This window comes from Microbacterium sp. LWO12-1.2 (assembly GCF_040675875.1).
In the GTDB taxonomy this organism is placed as follows: Bacteria; Actinomycetota; Actinomycetes; order Actinomycetales; family Microbacteriaceae; genus Microbacterium.
Genome location: NZ_JBEGII010000001.1, coordinates 193648 through 209584 on the forward strand (window position 1 = coordinate 193648; position 15937 = coordinate 209584).

Genomic DNA, 15937 nt, shown 5'->3' on the forward strand with positions numbered 1-15937 from the left:
TGCGTGCTCGCTTTCCCGTTGAAATAAAATAGTATTGCCAATACTATGGTGGAGATGAGCGGGGCGGAGAGACCCCGACGCAGGGAAGGACGACGATGACGACAGTTCTGTACACCGGAGGCGCCGGCCGCATGGGCAGGGTGATCCGGGAGGGTCTCGCCGGTCGATACGACCGCGTCGTGCTGTTCACGCGTCGCGCTCCTGAGGAGCCGTTGCACTCGGGGGAGGAGGTCGTCATCGGCGACCTCGCCGATCTCGACGGTCTCACGAAGGCGGCGGCGGGGGTGGATGTCATCGTGCACCTCGGCGGCATCGCCGACGAGTCGACCTACGAGAGCATCCGTACGTCCAACATCGACGGCACGTACCACGTGTACGAAGCCGCCCGCCGGGCGGGTGTGCGCCGGGTCGTCTACGCGAGCTCGAACCATATCGTCGGTTTCCACGACGCGACCGAGGTTCTCGACGAGAGCGCACCACTTCGGCCCGACACCTTCTACGGAGTGTCGAAGGCCTTCGGTGAGGCGCTTGCCAGCATGTACCACGACAAGTGGGGTGTCGAATCGGTGCTGTTGCGCATCGGCACCTTCCGCCCCGCGCCGGAGGACCAGCGTCAGCTCGCGCTGTGGCTGAGCTGGCGCGACGGCATCGAGCTCACGCGCTGCGCGATCGAGAGCGGCCCGGTCGGCTGCCAGGTCGTCTACGGCTGCTCGAACAACACCGGATCCTGGTGGAACGGCCAGGCCGGCTGGGATGCGATCGGCTTCGTCCCGAAGGATGACGCAGCCGACCACGCCGAAGGAGTCGACCGCGACGCCCCGGCCCCGCGCTACCACGGCGGTGCTTTCACGGCATCCGACTACGAAGGAGGCATCTGGTGACCACGACTCAGAGCGTCGATGTGCTCATCACGACCGCGTTCCTCGCCCCCGGTGACGAGGTCGACCGGATGCTGTCCGCGGCAGGATTCACGACCCGCCACGAGGCCGACCTCGCCGCGCTCTCCGCTGACGACCGTGCCGCGCTGCTCAGCGGAGTCCGCGCGATCATCGCCGGCACTCGTCCCCTGGGGGCCGAAGAGCTGACCCAAGCCGAGAACCTGAAGGTCATCGTCCGCACCGGCGTCGGCTACGACAGCGTCGACGTCGACACCGCCACCCGTCGCGGTGTCCCGGTGTGCATCACGGCCGGCGCCAACCGTCAGGCAGTCGCAGAGCACGTGTTCGCGCTGCTGCTGGCATCCGCACGCCGGATCCCGGAGAACATCCGCAACCTGTCCGACGGGCGCTGGGAGCAGCTGACCGGCCGCGAGCTCAGGGGCGCGACCCTCGGCATCCTCGGACTCGGCTCGATCGGCAAGGCGGTCGCCTCGATCGGGCGAGGGTTCGGCATGGACATCGTCGCCTATGACCCCTACTTCGACCAGGAGTTCGCCGCCGCGAACGGGGTGCGCCGCGCCGACCTCGAGGGCGTGCTGGCGCAGTCCGACTTCGTCACGCTGCATCTCTTCCTCGACGACTCGACCCGCAACCTCATCGATGCGCAGCGACTGGCGCTGATGAAGTCCGATGCGATCGTGATCAACACCGCCCGCGGTGGCATCATCGACGAGAAGGCGCTGGTCGAGGCGGTCGAGGCTGGAGTGATCGGCGGCGCCGCGCTTGACGTCTTCGCCGAGGAGCCGCTCTCGCCCACGAGCCCGCTGCTGCACACTCCCGGAATCCTCGCGACGACCCACGTCGCCGGGGCCACCCGCGAAGCGCGAGGGGAATCCGGTCGCATGGCCGCGACGACCGTGATCGACGTTCTCGGCGGGCGCGACCCCCGGTTCGTCGTGAACCCCGACTACCAGGGAGTGCCCGCATGATCACCCTCTACAGCGGACTCGTCGTCCGCCAGGCGCTCGAGGAGACCGTGATCCCGATCTTCGAGAAGGTGACAGGCGAACGCGTCGAGGCGACGTTCGAGCCGACCACGGTGCTGCTGAGCCGCATCGCGGAGGGGGAGCGCCCCGACCTCGTGCTGGGCGTCTCGTCCTCGGTGCGGGATCTGGCCGACCAGGGAGTGCTCGGCCACGAAGGTCTCGCCGATATCGCGGTGTCCGCCGTCGGATTCGCCCGCCTGCCCGAGAGCCCTGCGCCGTCCGACGAGTCGGCGGAGAGCTTCCTCGAGTATCTGCGCGCGGCGTCGGCCGTCGCCTACACGCTGAGCGGTGCGAGCGGGCTGCACTTCATGGAGGTGCTGCGCGCGCACGACCTACTGGATGTGATCGATGAGCGCGCCGTCCGCTTCTCCACAGGGCTCACGGCCGAGGCCGTCGTCGACGGCCGCGCGAGCGTCGCGATCCAGCAGGTCAGCGAGCTTCGCGCCGTCGCGGGACCGCACGTCGTGGCGCCGATCCCGCACGCGCTCCAGTCGTACGCCTCGTTCGCGATCGGCGTGCGCTCCGGCGCACCGGAGACGGCTGCGGCCTTCGCCGCGTCACTGGGCGAGGACGATGCGCGCCGTGCCTTCGCATCCGTCGGGCTGAGCGCCCCCTGACATCGGACGCCGCAGGGCGTCATCACGGAAGCTGCGACCGATACCCGTCGCACTGACGAGAAGAGAGAACATGAGAAAAGTCATCGTGGACACCGACACGGGAGTCGACGACGCGCTCGCGCTGATGCTGCTGGCCGCCGATCCCGAGGTCGAGATACTCGCGGCGATCAGCGTCTTCGGCAACTGCGAGAGCGAGCGCGCTGCCGACAATGCCCGGTACGTGCTCGACACGTGCGGCCGCTCCGACGTCCCCGTGTACCGCGGTGCTTCGGTGCCGCTGCGCCAGGAGCTCCGGTTGAACCCCGGTATCCACGGCGAGGACGGATTCGGGAACACCGGTCTGCGACCAGCGACTCCCGTGCCGGCCGAACCCGACGGCGTGCAGGTGCTGCTCGACCTGGTCGACGCGCATGAGGGTGAGATCGACTACCTCGCGCTCGGTCCCCAGACGAACCTCGCACTCGCTCTGCAGCGGGAGCCTCGGCTGCTGGAGCGGCTGCGCAGCACGACCATCGTCGGCACCCTCGGCCCTGCCCTCTACAACGACACCGAGCCGTGGGCGGATCGCCGCTTCCGCGTCTCGCGTGACCCGAACGTGTCGTTCGACATCGACGCCGCGCAGGAGGTCGCCCGTCACGAGGGCGACGTGACGTGGTGCGGACCGTATGTGACCCGACAGGCGCTCGTCCCCGAGGACTTCTTCCTCGAGATCGCCGCTGAGACCGCTTCGCCTCCCGCCCAGCTGATCACCGCGATCAGCGCGGACTACGCCGGCTTCTACACGCGGTCGTACCCGCAGCCGGACGACCACCGCGTCATGGGCATCAACGACAGCTTGGCCGTGGCGACCCTGCTGCGACCGGAGCTCGTCGCCGGATCGGTCCGCCGCCCGCTGCAGACGTTCCAGGACCCCGCGACCGGCGACCGCTACCTCGCCGGCGTGCATCCGTCCCGTGAGGAGAACCGTCCGCTGCACCGCGTCATCTTCGACATGGACTTCGGCGGCGTGCTCGACCTCATCGGCGACACCCTCCGTCGTCCGCTTCCCTGGCGCTGACCCACCTCGAAAAGCATCACCCCCCCCAAAAAAGAAGCATCACCCCCCCCGTGAGCGAAGGAGCTCTCCCGTGACGCAGGAAACCACCACCCGACCCGTCGACGACGCCCGCTCGCGTCGGCACGACACCCGCAATCTCTTCGCGCTCAGCGCGGGCCACGCTCTCGAGTGGTTCGACTGGGCGATGTTCGGACTGCTCTCCGTGTACATCGGCAACGCCTTCTTCCCGGGCGACAGCCCAGCATCGGCGACACTCAACTCGCTGGCCGTCTTCGCGGTCGGCTTCATCTTCCGCCCGATCGGCGGCGTGGTGTTCGGCCTCGTCGCCGACCGCGTCGGTCGCAAGGTCGTGATGATCGGTTCGGTCGGTGTCACGGCCGCTGCGAGCCTCGTGATCGGCGTGCTGCCGACCCACGAGACCCTCGGCGTCTGGGCCGGCATCATCGTGCTGCTCATGCGCATCGTGCAGGGCATCTCGACGGGTATCGAGGCGCCGCTGAGCCAGGCCTACGGGTTGGAGCTGGTGCCGGAGCGCCCCGGCTACGTCGCCGGCTTCATGGCCTTCTTCAACAACCTGGGCAACCTGCTGGCCCCGTTGACGGCTTTCGGTGCCAGCGCACTCCTGGGCGCGACCGCGATGGGCGAGTACGGATGGCGCATCCCGTTCATCCTCGGCGGCGTGCTCGGCGTCCTCGTGCTGTGGCTGCGCCGCTCGCTTCCCGAGACGCTCCCGCAGGGCGTCGTCGGCGCGAACGGCGAGGTGGCGACCCGCACCGAGACGATCGAGGTCTGGCGCGGTGTGCGTCACTACTGGCTGAGTGTGATCGCCGTCGTCTTCGTGATCGGCGCGATCATGGCGTACAACTACACCTGGCTCTCCGGACTGCCCTCGCTGGCGACCGGCGCGTTCGGTGAGGACCCCACCGCCGTGTTCGCGGTCTCGACGACGATGAGCATCGTGCTGACGCTCGGGGCACTGGTGCTCAGCCGGATCCTCGACAAGTGGGCGCTGTCGCGCTGGTTCCTGGTCGGACGCATCCTGGCCATCCCGACGATCTTCCTGGTGCTGCTGTACAACGACGGCGGCATCGGTCCGCTGGCCGGTGTCATGCTGGGCGGTTCACTCGTGCTGCTGCTGAACCTGACGATCTACAACGCCGTCGCCAACTCGCTGTTCCCGCAGCACATCCGCGGCACGGCCATGGGCCTCGGCTACGGCGTCGGCGTCGCGCTCTTCGGTGGCACTGCCTCGTACCTGTTCGTGTGGCTGCAGAGCATCGGCGCGGGGTGGATGTTCCCGATCTACATCGCGACGCTCTGCGCGATCAGTGTCGTGCTCTACGTGCTGGCGAAGAAGCGCAACGGAGTGTTCGTGGGTTCCTGACCTCGACCGCATGCCGAAGGGCGTGTGGGTTCCGAATCCGGAGCCCACACGCCCTTCGTCGTGTGCGAGGTGATCAGTTCGCTGGGCGTAGCGCGTCGACCTGTGCGGAAGTCAGCGGGCGGGTGGCGACGCCGCGGAGCAGCAGGAAGAGTTTCGCCGTCTCCTCGAGCTCTTCGAGAGCGTCCATCGCGGCGGAGAGAGTCGTGCCGGCGACGACAGGGCCGTGGTTGCTCAGCAGCAGAGCCACGTGGTCGCGCGCGGTGCGCTCGGCGAGATCCTCCAGTGCGTCGTCGCCAGGTGCGTGGTACGGCAGCAGCGGCAGACGGCCGATGCGCATCGCGAAGTAAGCCGTGAGCGGGGGGAGCGCGTCGTTCGGGTCGAGGTCTGCCAGGCACGACACGGCGGCGGCGTACGTCGAGTGCGTGTGCACGACCGCCTGGGCGCCAGGCCGGGCACGCAGCACGGCGGCGTGCAGGAAGGCTTCCTTCGAGGGTGCTGCGCCTGCCAGGTGCCGGCCCCGGTCATCGATCAGCGAGAGCTCGTCGGCGGTCACGGTGCCCAGGCTCGATCCGGTCGGGGTGACCAGGATGCCGCCCTCGCCCCGCACCGAGATGTTGCCCGTGCTCCCGTGTGTGAGTCCTCGGTCGAACAGCGATCGAGCTGCGCGGATGACGTCGTCGCGCTGTGCACTCATGCGGCGCTCCTCTCCGACGCGCGCACCAGGAGGTCGGGGTCACCGAAGTTGCCCGACTTCAACAGGAATCGCGTGCCGTCGTGGCCGTGGATCCACGGGACGCCTCGTGCGGCCTCGGCGCCGATCTCGCCGCCGTGCACGGCAAGTGCGGCGATCACCGCACCGGAGGTCTCACCGCCCGCCGTGATGAAGCGAGTGACTCCGCGGTCGCGGACGCCCTGGGCGACCAGCGAGATCGCGTCTTCCAGGATGGCGGCCGATAGCTCGACGCCGAGATGCTCCTGCACCTCATGCAGCTGCGCGGGAGGCAAGGAGGCGTAGATGAGAGGCGCAGGCGCGTCCTGATCGAGGGAGTCGTACCAGGCGAGCGCGTGTGCGGCGAGAGCGGCCGGCTCCTGAGAGGCGAGGGCGTCGAGCCGGTGCAGTGGGCGGCCGGCGCTCCGCATCGCGTCGATCTGTTCCAGCGTGCGCCGCGAGCAGCTGCCGGCGAGCACGATGGTGCGGCCGCTGTCATCGACGGATGGAGTCGGATGCTCCGCGGCCGTGCGGCTCTCGACGACGGCACGGGCGAGGGCCCCGGCGAGCCCCGCTGCTCCTGCGAGCAGTGGCTCGTGCAGAGCGGCCCGGGCGATCGTGAGCAGGTCGTCGTCGGTGACCGCATCGGGGAACAGGTATCGCGCGTCGTGCTGCGGGTCGACGATCGCCGTGCGCAGCGCGTCCGCGCCGGCCTGCACCACATCGAGGGGGAGCGCCCTGCTCGACGGGGCGGTCAGCTGGCGGTCGAGCAGCCGCACCAGATCCGAGTCGCGCATCGGGGTGAGCGGATGGTCGCGCATGGGGGATTCGGCGAGGGGCACGCCGTTCACGAAGAGCTGCCCGCCGGAGACCGTGCGGCCGTGTTCGGGGGAACTCGGTGTCGTGATGACACGTCGGGCGCCGACGAGCGAGGCCAGTGCGTCGAGCACCGGGCCGATGTTGCCGTCGGCGGTCGAGTCGAACGTCGAGCAGTATTTGAGGTACAGCTGATCCGCGCCCTGGGCCTGCAGTGATCGCGCGGCGGCGAGCGACTGGGCCACGGCATCCGCTGCGGGGATCGTGCGGGTCTTGAGGGCTACGACGCCCACGTCCCAGCTCGGATCGATCGAGTGCTCCTGGGGTTCTCCGAACACGATGCCGGTGCGCAATCCCTGGCGGCGGCAGGCGACCGCGACGTCGGTTCCGCCGGTCACGTCGTCGGCGATGATCCCGATCATCGTGCGGACCCCGTGGCCAGGAGGCGGCGCAGGGCGACGGCGGAGCTGGCGGGACCGGACAGCACCGGAATCCCGAGCGTCTGCGCCAGATCGTGCGCAGCGGGAGCCAGTGAGTACTGGGCGAGGAAGACCGCATCGACCTGCGTTGCGTAGGGGGCGCAGGCCTCCGCCAGCGCGGCGAGCAGTGCATGCGGGTCCTGGGCCTTCGTCGCAGCCATGGCGGCGGGGACAGCGATGCCGGTCACGGCCGTGGCGCTTCCTGCCTCGCGCAGCGTCGCCTCCAATCGTTCGACCGAATCGTCTCTGGCACCTTCGAAGGAGGCGACCACGAGTACCGCGCCGTAGCCGGCCGTCGCGATCTCCTGGAACGCGGCTTCGTCGGGGGCCAGCACAGGCGCATCGCGTCGAACGTCGGAGGCGACAGGGCCGTATAGGGAACAGGTGAGCAGCACTCCATCGGCGCCCTCGGCCAGCGCATGATCGATCAAGCGAACCATCCGGGCGCGGAGCGCGTCGTCGAGGCCGCCCCGGTCGTCGGCGTCGCTGAGCAGACGGTCGTCGAGGATGTTCCAGACCTGGGCCTCGGGGTACAGCTCGTCGAGTGCCGATCGGGCCGGGGCGATCGCCGCGGTGACGGCGCTGATCAGGGCGATCCTCGGGGGAGTGGTCATGCGGAGAGCTCCTTCATCCAGCCGAGGCCGGTCACGGTGTCGGTCAACGGCTGGTACTCGCAGCCGATCCAGCCCTCGTAGCCTGAGTCGCGGATCGCGGTGAAGACGCGGTCGAACGCGATCTCGCCCGTACCCGGCTCGTGGCGGCTGGGCGGGTCGGCGATCTGCAGGTGCGCGATCTGGTCGCGATGCGCGAGGAACGTGGGGATCAGATCTCCCTCGTCGATCTGCGCGTGGTAGAAGTCCATCAGCAGGCCGGTCTGCTCTCGGCCCACGGCGTCGACGACGGCAGCGGCCTGTGCTTGCGTCTCGAGGATGAAACCAGGAGCATCGCGCTTGTTCTGCGGTTCGAGCAGCAACCGGATGCCGGTTCCGCGGGCCTGATCGGCAGCCCAGGCGATGTTCGCGAGATACAGAGCGAACGCGCGGTCCCGCTGCACGTCGTCGGGGACGATACCCCCGACGACGTGCAGGAACGGAGCCTCGAGGGCGGTCGCGTACTCGAGACCCCGCAGCACCCCGTCGCGGAATGCCTGCTCTGCTCCGGGAACACAGGCGAGTCCTTGACGGGTGGGGGAGCCGGCAGGACCCATCGGAGTGTTGATCAGCACCTGCGCCAGGCCCGCCTGCGCAAGCAGCTCGACGAGACGGGCCGGCGCGTACTCATACGGCGCGGGGTACTCGACGGCATGGAAGCCGGCGCGGGCGGCGGCGTCGAATCGCTCCTCGAAGGGGTGCTCGGTGAACAGCCATTTGAGGTTCGCGTCGAAGCGCAGAGGGGTGGTCATGTCATCTCCTGAGGGGCGGATGGGTCGTGCGCGGTCACGCGCGGTTCAGCGGATGCTCCGATCGACTTCGCCGCGCACACCGTCCGCGAAGAATCCGATCCGGGAGGACTGCTCTGCCAGGCGCACGGCGTCGGTGCCGTCGAGGGCGAGCGCCACATCGTGTCCTGGCACGAGCACGCCGGACGTGTCGCGCAGCAGCGACCGGAGACGGTCGACGCTCGCGCGGCTGGCATCCGCATCCATCGTGGAATCGACCACGAGGGTGTTGAGTTCGAACACGTTCTTCACGGCATCTCCCGCGAACACGTGCGAACGCTCCGCGGACTCCACGTGGAAGGCGAGGTGGCCAGGCGTGTGTCCCGGACTGGCGATCGCAGTGATGCCCGGCAGGATCTCCTGTCCGTCGCGCATCCGCTCGACGCCCTCGCGGCGCCGCAGCAGCTCCTGGATGTGCAGGTCGGGGATGAACTTGGTGCCGGCCGGTTGTGTAGCGGCCCAGGCGAGTTCCTCTTCACCGACCCAGGTCGTGGCGTTCGGATACATCGTGAAGTTGCCCACGTGGTCCCAGTGCAGGTGCGTCACCACGACGTCGGTGATGTCACCGGTGTCGAGGCCCAGCTCGGCCAGGCCCTCGTGGATCAGCGGTATGTAGGCCGGAGGCCCGGCGTCGATGAGCACGCGACGATCCCCCTGGTGGAGCAGCCACAGGCTGCTCCACCCGAAGGCGCCGTGCGAGGACGACTTCCCGGGGAAGCCGTCGACGAGCGAGTGGAGTTCGTACATGCCTCAATCCTGCGCCTTCGAGGCCAGGGATCCACGCGAGAACTTCGCGGTCAGCGTCGCGCCGACCGCCAGCAGCAGACCGGCGAGGATGAACGGGATCGTGTAGGAGCCCGTTCCGTCGACGAGGAATCCGGTGACGATCGGGGCGAGAAGACCGAACGTGTTACCTCCCACCTGCACCAGCGCGAACACGCGCCCCTTCGAGGGGTTGCCCTGGATCAGGTCGCCGGCGAGCGCGAAGTTCAGGGTCATCGCCGAGGTGATCATGATGAGCACCCAGGCGATCAGGATGACGATCGCCACGACGTTGTCGACGAACGGGAGCACCAGCAGGGGGAGTGCGGCCACCATCGCCGCGGTCACGAGCTTGCGGCGGCCGCCGGAGTGCAGCTTGTCGGCCGGGACCAGGCGGTCTGCGAGGTACGCCAGGATGATGCTGCCGACGGCGGCCACGGCGTACGTGATGCCGGTGACCCAGCCGGATCCGAGGCCTTCCAGCCCGCGCTCTTTCTCGAGGTAGAGCGGCATGAAGGAGAGGAAGAGGTAGTTCGTGTATGCCGCACAGCCGTGTGCGATCAGCAGGCTCCACATCGTGCGTGTGCGCAGCAGGACCGGAAGGGTGAGCGGCGTGGTGGAGTAGCCCTGCGCCGCGACCTGCGGGTCGACACGCTCACGCAGGATGTACTCCCGCTCGGCGGGCCGCAGCCACTTGGTCTTCTCGGGGGTGTTGTAGACGAGCAGCCAGATGAGACCGAAGACGATGCCGACACCGCCGAGGATGAAGAACGAGGCGTGCCAACTCAGCGAGGCGATGAGGTACGCGGCGACCACGGCGCCGATCGCGGGGCCGAACAGGGCACCGGCGTTGAGCAGCCCGGTGAACCGTGCACGCTCCTGGCGGGGTGCCCACTCGGAGATGACGGAGTTGCCGACCGGGTACATGGGCGCTTCGCCGGCGCCGAGCAGCAGGCGGGCCACGACGAGCGCGGTGAGACCGGTGGCGGCTCCGGTCATGCCGGCGCCGATAGACCAGACGATGATGCTGATCGGCAGCAGGAGGCGAGCGCCCCAGCGGTCGGCCATGAGCCCCACGGGGATCATCAGGGCGAGGTAGGCCCAGCTGAAGACAGAGGTGAGGATTCCGTACTGCCCCGTCGTGAGGCCGAACTCCTCGATGATGTGGCTGCCGGCGATGGACCAGTTGATGCGGTCCATGTAGCCGAGCGTCACCAGCAGCATGAGTCCGATGCCGATGATGTATCGGCGGCCCCCCACGGCGGTGCGCGTGGCTGAGGCGAGTTGTTCAGTCATCGTTGACCCTTCAAGAAGAAATACTATCGACAATAGTATTGCGACTGTAGCGGGACGGATGACCCGATCGCAAGATCCCACAGCGGGACCGTGCGGGGGATCAGGGGTCGAGCAGGCGTCCCGCCGAAGCCTCGATGTGCTCGCGCATCCGCTCGGTCGCCAGCTCGGCATCCCGAGCACGGATCGCGTCGAGGATCGCACGGTGCTCCGGTGCCGCCCACTTGGCGCCGGTGCGACCGAGCTTCGAGAACAGGCGGAAGCGCTGGATCTGACCGGCGAGCGTCGTGTATGCGTTCTCGAGGAAGGGGTTGCCCGCGTGCGCGGCGATCAGACGGTGGAACTTGTCGTCCGAGCGCCAGTAGATGCGGAAGCCTTCGGTCTCGCGGTCGGCGTGGTCGATCGTGGATTCGAAGTCGCGGACGGTCTCCTCCAGCGCATCCACGAACGCGTCGGTGGCGCGCGCGGTCGCTTCGGCGGCCAGGTGCGGTTCCAGCAGCAGGCGGGCATCGCGCAGCTGGCGCACTTCGGTGAGGCTCATCATCGGCGCGACGCGGTAGCCGCGGAGGGCTTCACGGTGCACGAGCCCGGTGTGCTCTAGGCGGGCCAGCGCTTCGCGCAGGGGAGTGGGGCTGACGTTGAGTTCGCGGGAGAGGGCGCCGATGTTCAGGGGCTCTCCTGCGCCGCGGATGCCGTCCATGAACTGGCTGAGCAGTACTTCGTACATCTGGTCTGCGACGGGCGTGCGCGATCCGCTCTCTGCCACCATTGCCTCCTCCGGCCGCGAAGGGCCTGGACCCATTCTTACCGGTAACCGGCCGATGCGCCCGCAAGCGGGGCGGGCGCGTGTGGTCGCCGAGGTTCATAGACTGGTCGAATGCGAGCGCTCACCGAGACCGAAGTGCGGGCTTCGTTCGTCAATGCGGACCCTGATGAGTTGCGGGTCATGGAGATGCCGCATGACTTCCTCCTCGTCGACTGGGACTACCTCGACTTCTTCGCCTGGCGCGATCCGGGTGCTGGCGCCCGGGGCTATGTGCTGATCCAGCATGAGGGCGGTGTCGCGGGGGTCGTCCTGCATGCGTCGGGTCCCGGTCGGGCGCGGTCGGGCATGTGCAACATCTGCCACACCATGCAGCCGGGCAACCAGGTCGCCCTGTTCTCCGCGCGGCGAGCAGGCGACGCCGGGCGACGCGGCGATTCGGTCGGCACCTACGTATGCGCAGACCTCTCCTGCCACGAGAGCGTGCGGTTGGCGCATCCGCTCGCCCCCAACGAGGTTAGGGCCGCAGGACAGATCGACTTCCGTCTCGACGGCACCCGTCGGCGCATGGAGGCCTTCGTCTCCCGCGTCTGGGAGCCGCACGACTGATCGCGGTTACGCTGGAGGCAACGTCCGTGCTCGAAGGAGATGCCATGAGCGATGCCATTCTGCTGTCTGTCGACGAAGGGCTGGCTCGGCTCACCCTGAACCGGCCCGCGCGACTCAATGCGTTCAACGCCGACCTGGCTCACGCCTGGCGAGACGCGACCGCGGAGGCGACCTCACGGCCTGATGTGAAGGCGATTCTGATCGATGCGTCCGGTCCGGCGTTCTGCGCCGGTGGCGACGTGATCGACATGGCCACCACGATGGGCTCCGGGGCGGAGATCACCGCACTCGCCGAGGTCATCAACGCCGGGATCCGCTCGCTCACGGAGTCGTCCGTTCCCGTCGTCGCCGCCGCCCACGGCACGACCGCCGGCGGGGGACTCGGCATTCTGCTCTCCAGCGACTACGCCGTCGTCGGATCGCGTTCTCGCCTCGGCAGCCTCTATGCGAACATCGGTCTGACGCCCGACCTCTCGGTCTCGGCGCAACTGGCTCATGCCGTCGGACAGCGGCGGGCACTGCAACTGGTGCTGCAGGACCGTCTTCTGAGCGCACAGGAGGCGCAGGAGTGGGGCCTGGTCGCTGAGGCCGTCGCGGGGGAGGATGCCGCATCGGAAGCGGCTCTCGTCCGCGCCAGGGGTGAGGAGATCGCCCGGTTCTGGCTCGCCGGCGCGGCTGAGGCGTACGGGCACGCCAAGCGCCTCGTGCGCTCGCAACCGGAGCGCACCTTCGCGGAACAGCTCAGCGAGGAGGCGCGCTCGATCGGAGCCGCCATGCAGACGCCCGACGCGCAGGCCCGCATCACGGCGTTCGCGGCGGCCTCGGCCAAGAAGGCCGGCTGACCCTTCCTGCACAGCTCGCTCCACGTCGGCAGAAGTCCACGACCGGGACGACCTCCCTGGCATCGGTCCAGCAGCGTGGCAGGATGAAGGCACCGCCGCATCTACGAGAGGATCGCCATGTCGAAGCCGGAGATCGCGAACACCGGAAAGACGAACACATCCCTGCTCATCAGGGGTGCCATCTGGATCGCCATCGGCGCCTTGATCGCGGCAGCCCTCGTGTGCGTCGTGTGGGTTCTGATCGGAGACCAGGACGGCCTGATCGGTCGTGCCTTCCTGACGATCCTGCTGCTGGCGGGGTTCGCCGGCATCGCGATCCTGGAGGCGGGGCTCGCGCCGAACCGCCCCGACTGGCTGGCGCTGACCAGCATGGTGACCTGGATCGTCGCGCTGCTCGTCGGTGCGGTGAAGATCTGGCTCCCGGAGGACGGCGACTACTTCGGCGGTGCGGAGCGCTTCTTCCAGCTGCTTCTGGTGGTGGGAATCCTGCAGCTCGCGCTTCTTCATGTGCGGCTGTTCACCCCGGCGGCCCAGCGCCACGTCACGACCTTCACGCGGATCATCTTCATCGCGACCGTGGTGTTCCTCGGGGCACTGGTCGCGCTTCTGGTGTTCTTCCTCACCTTCCCGCAGACCTTCGACTACAGCGAGCTGTACTGGCGCATCGTGGTCGCGCTGACGATCCTCGCCGCGGTCGGCACGACGCTGGTGCCGCTGCTCAACGCCCTGTTCGCGCCGAAGAAGCCGAGTGTCGCGGTGCGTGCCGCTGCGGCACCGTCGTGGCCGACCTATGCCGACGGCATCACGCCGCTGCCGGCATTGCCCGACGGGTCACCCGACTGGAACGCGTACTACACCGGGTACCCCACGGTCATCCCGCAGGCGCAGCAGGCGATCGCCGGGGCACCTGCCGCCGCGTTCCCCGTCGCGCCGGAGCCGGCCGCGCCGACCCCGGCCGCACCGACGTTCGACGGCGGGCACATCGGCATCCCGGCACCGCCGGTCCCGCCCGTACCGGAGTCGCCCGCCGCTCCGCAGTCCCCGCAGACCGCCTTCCCGCCGGCACCTCCCGCGCCGCCTCTTCCCCCGCTGTGAGTCTCGAACTCGAGCTCGGAGAGCTCGCCGCGGAGATCGCGCGAGAAGCAGGAGCGCTCGCCCGGCAACGCCGGACGGAAGGAGTGCACCTCGCAGCGACCAAGTCGACGCTCGCTGACATCGTCACCGATGCGGATCGTGAAGTCGAGAGCCTGATCCGTGAGCGCCTGCGCTCCGCGCGGCCGGATGACGGGTTCCTCGGCGAGGAGTCCGACGCGCAGGAGGGCGCGAGCGGGATCACCTGGGTCGTCGACCCGATCGACGGCACCGTGAACTACGCCTACGGCATCCCCGCGTACAACGTGAGCATCGCCGCTGTACGGGGAACCCCGCTCCCGGAATCGTGGGAGTCGTTGGCGGGCGCGGTCTTCGCGCCCGTGTTCGACGAACTCTTCACCGCGGTGCGGGGCGAGGGCGCCTGGCTCGACGGCCAGCAGCTCCGTGTGACCACGGAGACGCCCGCGGGTGCACTGCTGGCCACTGGATTCGGATACGACCCGTCGACGCACGACGGTGACCTCGCCCTGGTGCGCCGCGTGATGCCGATCGCTCGGGATCTGCGCCGGATGGGTTCCGCCGCGCTCGACCTCGCGTACGTCGCGGCCGGCCGCTTGGACGGGTACTTCGAACGCGGACTCAAGCCTTGGGACTTCGCTGCGGGTGCCCTTCTGGTGACAGAAGCGGGCGGAGTCGTCACGCGCACGGATGTCGACTCAGCGCGCCCGATGCTGATCGCCGGTGGGGCCGCGGTGCATCAGCGACTGGCCGCGATCGTGGAGGACGAACAGTGAACGGTACATGGCTTTCCCAGCCTCAGCACGGTAGGGTTTATGCGATCGTTACTTTCATCCCCGAATGATGAGAGCTGAGTAAGCGCCCCCGAGCTTCCCGCACGACCCGAGAGAATCGCTTTGCCCTTCGAGAATTCCCAGGCTGATGCCGCGCCCACGCGTCGCTCCAGCCGACTCCGCACAGCGGCCTTCGAGGCCCCCGCGGCGGGAACGACGGACTCTGTCTCCATTGACTCCGCCGTCGCCCGCGCCACCGAGACTCCGCTGTCACGACGCGCCGTTCGTGCGCGGATGGCCGTCGATACTCCGGTCGCAGAAGCCGCTGATGAGGCCGTCAGCATCCCGACTCCGGCCGAGTTGCTCGCCGAGAGCGTCGAGACTCCCGCGATTCCCTTCGTAGCCGCACCCGCCGCGTCCGCGGAGACCGATGCTCACGCCGACGCGTTCGAGCTGGCCTCCCGTGCTTTCCGTGCCGTGACCGGACCGGTCGCCGTGCAGTCGGCATCCGCGCCGAACGCCTCCGACGAAGACGGTGCCGAGAACGTCGCCGCTTCCGACGCGCACGTCGCCCCGCGCCGTTCGCGCAGCCCCCGCAAGTTCCTCGCCCTCGGTGCCACGGTCGGCGTCATGAGCCTCGCCGGTCTCCTCGCCGTGTCGATGACTCTTCCCGCGGAGGCTGTCGCCGCGGCGCAGGGTACCTCGGTCGCCTCCACCTCACTGGTCGCCGGCTCTGCCGCCGCGAAGGGCGCAGCGGGCGAGGATGAGATCCAGGCGTTCATCGCCTCCTCCGACGTGCAGAGCGAGTCTCTCGCCCGTGACGACGACTTCAGCACGATCTCGCTCGTCGATGTCGCGGCAGAGCAGGGCATCAACTACTCCAGCGAGATCTTCACGAACGACCCCGACGCCGCGATCCAGTGGCCGTTCATGGTCGGCGTGGGGATGAGCTACGGCTACGGCATGCGCAGCGGACGTCTCCACGAGGGCATCGACTTCGTGCCGGGAGACGGCGCGCCCGTCCAGGCCATCGCCGACGGTACCGTGCGCATCGCAACCGAAGACGGCGGCGCCTACGGCGTGACCGTCTACATCGATCACGTGATCGACGGATCGGTCATCACGAGCCACTACTCGCACATGCAGTACGACTCGTTGCAGGTCAAGGCGGGCGACAAGGTCACGGTCGGCACCGTCGTCGGCAAGACCGGCAACACCGGACGCTCCTACGGCGCCCACATGCACTTCGAGCTCATCGTCAACGGAACGACCATCGATCCGCTGCCGTGGCTCCGCGAGAACGCGGGCCGGTACTCGTACTGACGGCTCGATTTCATGAGGACGCCACAGTGATGGTATTC

The 15937-nt window shown here is 68.6% G+C and carries 17 protein-coding genes; 10 read left to right on the plus strand and 7 right to left on the minus strand.

Annotated elements, in window-relative coordinates; genetic code table 11:
- Positions 1-95 precede the first annotated feature (95 nt).
- From MRBLWO12_RS00945 to MRBLWO12_RS00965, 5 genes are all read left to right on the plus strand, one after another.
- The gene (locus MRBLWO12_RS00945; protein ID WP_363551798.1) at positions 96-881 is read left to right on the plus strand and encodes an NAD-dependent epimerase/dehydratase family protein; all 786 of its coding nucleotides are present in this window, start codon (positions 96-98) and stop codon (positions 879-881) included.
- Positions 878-1867, plus strand: a complete 990-nt coding sequence (locus MRBLWO12_RS00950) for a phosphoglycerate dehydrogenase (protein ID WP_363551800.1) — start codon at positions 878-880, stop codon at positions 1865-1867. Before MRBLWO12_RS00945 ends, MRBLWO12_RS00950 begins: the two co-directional genes overlap by 4 nt.
- Positions 1864-2541: a substrate-binding domain-containing protein gene (locus MRBLWO12_RS00955; protein ID WP_363551802.1), complete on the plus strand. Its 678-nt coding sequence runs from the start codon at positions 1864-1866 to the stop codon at positions 2539-2541. The genes MRBLWO12_RS00950 and MRBLWO12_RS00955 overlap by 4 nt, the downstream gene beginning before the upstream one ends.
- Before the next feature lie 70 nt (positions 2542-2611).
- Entirely contained in the window at positions 2612-3598 is a 987-nt protein-coding gene (locus MRBLWO12_RS00960; protein ID WP_363551804.1) for a nucleoside hydrolase, read from the plus strand.
- A 70-nt stretch (positions 3599-3668) separates the two neighbouring features.
- A complete protein-coding gene (locus MRBLWO12_RS00965) occupies positions 3669-4982 on the plus strand; it encodes an MFS transporter (RefSeq protein ID WP_363551806.1) in 1314 nt (437 codons plus the stop codon).
- Positions 4983-5055: 73 nt separating this feature from the next.
- Here the strand turns inward: MRBLWO12_RS00965 and otnC are convergent, their stop codons facing one another.
- The 7 genes from otnC to MRBLWO12_RS01000 form a co-directional block, all read right to left on the minus strand.
- Complete coding sequence (otnC, locus tag MRBLWO12_RS00970; RefSeq protein WP_363551808.1) at positions 5056-5676, minus strand: 3-oxo-tetronate 4-phosphate decarboxylase; 621 nt, start codon at positions 5674-5676, stop codon at positions 5056-5058.
- A complete protein-coding gene (gene otnK / locus MRBLWO12_RS00975; protein WP_363551810.1) occupies positions 5673-6929 on the minus strand; it encodes a 3-oxo-tetronate kinase in 1257 nt (418 codons plus the stop codon). The genes otnC and otnK overlap by 4 nt, the downstream gene beginning before the upstream one ends.
- On the minus strand, positions 6926-7600 hold the full coding sequence (locus MRBLWO12_RS00980) for an aspartate/glutamate racemase family protein (protein ID WP_363551812.1): 675 nt from the start codon (positions 7598-7600) through the stop codon (positions 6926-6928). The genes otnK and MRBLWO12_RS00980 overlap by 4 nt, the downstream gene beginning before the upstream one ends.
- Positions 7597-8388, minus strand: a complete 792-nt coding sequence (locus tag MRBLWO12_RS00985) for a hydroxypyruvate isomerase family protein (RefSeq protein ID WP_363551814.1) — start codon at positions 8386-8388, stop codon at positions 7597-7599. The genes MRBLWO12_RS00980 and MRBLWO12_RS00985 overlap by 4 nt, the downstream gene beginning before the upstream one ends.
- A gap of 45 nt (positions 8389-8433) precedes the next feature.
- The gene (locus tag MRBLWO12_RS00990) at positions 8434-9171 is read right to left on the minus strand and encodes an MBL fold metallo-hydrolase (protein WP_363551816.1); all 738 of its coding nucleotides are present in this window, start codon (positions 9169-9171) and stop codon (positions 8434-8436) included.
- 3 nt (positions 9172-9174) lie between these two features.
- Positions 9175-10482: an MFS transporter gene (locus MRBLWO12_RS00995; RefSeq protein WP_363551818.1), complete on the minus strand. Its 1308-nt coding sequence runs from the start codon at positions 10480-10482 to the stop codon at positions 9175-9177.
- Positions 10483-10582: 100 nt separating this feature from the next.
- Complete coding sequence (locus MRBLWO12_RS01000) at positions 10583-11245, minus strand: GntR family transcriptional regulator (protein WP_363551820.1); 663 nt, start codon at positions 11243-11245, stop codon at positions 10583-10585.
- Positions 11246-11356: 111 nt separating this feature from the next.
- Between MRBLWO12_RS01000 and MRBLWO12_RS01005 the strand changes: the two genes are divergently transcribed.
- The 5 genes from MRBLWO12_RS01005 to MRBLWO12_RS01025 all read left to right on the plus strand — a co-directional run bounded on the left by MRBLWO12_RS01005 (position 11357) and on the right by MRBLWO12_RS01025 (position 15899).
- Positions 11357-11851, plus strand: coding sequence for an FBP domain-containing protein (locus MRBLWO12_RS01005; RefSeq protein ID WP_363551822.1), 495 nt, complete (start codon positions 11357-11359; stop codon positions 11849-11851).
- A gap of 44 nt (positions 11852-11895) precedes the next feature.
- Entirely contained in the window at positions 11896-12693 is a 798-nt protein-coding gene (locus MRBLWO12_RS01010) for an enoyl-CoA hydratase/isomerase family protein (protein WP_363551824.1), read from the plus strand.
- 117 nt (positions 12694-12810) lie between these two features.
- Positions 12811-13788, plus strand: a complete 978-nt coding sequence (locus MRBLWO12_RS01015; protein WP_363551826.1) for a hypothetical protein — start codon at positions 12811-12813, stop codon at positions 13786-13788.
- A complete protein-coding gene (locus MRBLWO12_RS01020; RefSeq protein WP_363551828.1) occupies positions 13785-14579 on the plus strand; it encodes an inositol monophosphatase family protein in 795 nt (264 codons plus the stop codon). The genes MRBLWO12_RS01015 and MRBLWO12_RS01020 overlap by 4 nt, the downstream gene beginning before the upstream one ends.
- Before the next feature lie 120 nt (positions 14580-14699).
- The gene (locus MRBLWO12_RS01025) at positions 14700-15899 is read left to right on the plus strand and encodes a peptidoglycan DD-metalloendopeptidase family protein (RefSeq protein ID WP_363551830.1); all 1200 of its coding nucleotides are present in this window, start codon (positions 14700-14702) and stop codon (positions 15897-15899) included.
- The last annotated feature ends 38 nt before the right edge of the window (positions 15900-15937 follow it).